This window comes from Bacillus sp. T17B1 (assembly GCF_026796395.1).
GTDB lineage: Bacteria > Bacillota > Bacilli > Bacillales > Bacillaceae > Bacillus > Bacillus spizizenii_A.
Window position 1 is genome coordinate 1 of sequence record NZ_JALAYA010000065.1, and the last position, 1,438, is coordinate 1,438.

Here is a 1,438-nt window from a genome sequence, read left to right on the forward strand (position 1 = left end):
TGAAGTGACCCCCTAAAGTTAGACACGGGTTTTCATTAGGCAGTTCTTGAGGCATGAGTTCGGTATTGTACCGGACTCATGCCTTTTAGTTTTGCCTTTATTCGTTTTTGATTGTAGTAGTCAATATATCGTTCAAGTTCTTGCTTTAAGTGTTCGATACTTTCAAATTCTTTTAGGTACAGAAATTCAGACTTTAGGATGCCGAAGAAATTCTCGATCACTGCGTTATCGTAACAGTTGCCTTTTCGGGACATGCTTTGTGTAATCCCGCGTTCTTTTAAGGCTTGCCTATAATGCTTCATTTGGTAATGCCAGCCTTGGTCGGAATGCATAATGGGCTTGTCCCCATCTTTCAAATGCTTGAATGCCTGATCAAGCATCACCGAAACAAGAGAATAAACAGGCCTTAAACCAATCGTATAGGTAATGATCTCACCATTAAACAGATCTAATACGGGCGATACGTACAGCTTCTGCCCAAATAATTTGAACTCCGTCATGTCCGTGACCCATTTTTCATTTGGCTTTTCAGCTTTAAAGTTGCGCGCTAGAATGTTAGGCGCCACTTTGCCGATTGTTCCTTTATATGAACGATATTTCTTCTTTCGAATCATACATTTTAGTCCGAGGGCTTTCATGATGCGCTGCACCTTCTTGTGATTGACCTTTCGTCCCCGATTCTTTAGTTCATCACGAATACGGCGGTATCCATACCGGCCTTGATGTTCTTTAAAAATAAGTTGAACCATCTTTTTTATGTCGGCATCTCGATCAGGGCGATCAAAATGCTTTACGCAGTAATAGTAGGTGCTGCGTGGGATACCTGCGAGCCTGAGAAGTGCTTTCACCGGATACTTATGCCTTAAATCATAGACTACTTGCGCTTTGTCTTGTTTGGTGATTGTTCCTTGTTTTGAACTAAGGCATTCAACTTTTTTAAATACTCATTCTCCATACGCAACCGTTCGTTTTCCGCCTGTAATGCTTCTATTGATCCTATAGCTGGTGCTTGCTTTCCTGTTTTCTTTTTCATGGACGGACGCCCCTTTTTCTTTGTTTTGAGGGCGTCTGCTCCTTGTGTTTGTACTACGTGCTGCCAGTTCCAAAGCGTTGAGTCAGAAGGCAAATTAAATATCGCAGCTGTTTCTAAGATAGACGTCCCATGTTCATTCATATAGTCAAGTACGTCTAGTTTATATTGGACTGGATAATTTGTATATGACTTTAAGAACGCTTTTTCACCGTGATATTGATATTTTCTTACCCAATATTGGAGTACCCTTTTATGCACTCCAATATGATTTGCGATCCCAAGCAAACTCTCGTTGCCGTTTATATAGCGTAAGACCGCGTTGATTTTTTCTTCGTTTTTAAATTTAGCCAAAAGAAAAAGCACCTCCAAATTTTAGACTGTGTCTAAAATTTGGGGTGCACTTCA

At 40.6% G+C, this 1,438-nt stretch carries 1 protein-coding gene; it reads right to left on the minus strand.

Annotated features, from left to right (window positions below):
- Positions 1–35: 35 nt before the first annotated feature.
- Positions 36–1,384 (minus strand): IS3 family transposase gene (locus MOF34_RS20785; protein WP_268401595.1). Its coding sequence is split into 2 segments (ribosomal slippage): positions 36–940 and positions 940–1,384, totalling 1,350 coding nucleotides; the frame shifts between segments, so codons are not numbered across the junction.
- Positions 1,385–1,438: the final 54 nt, after the last annotated feature.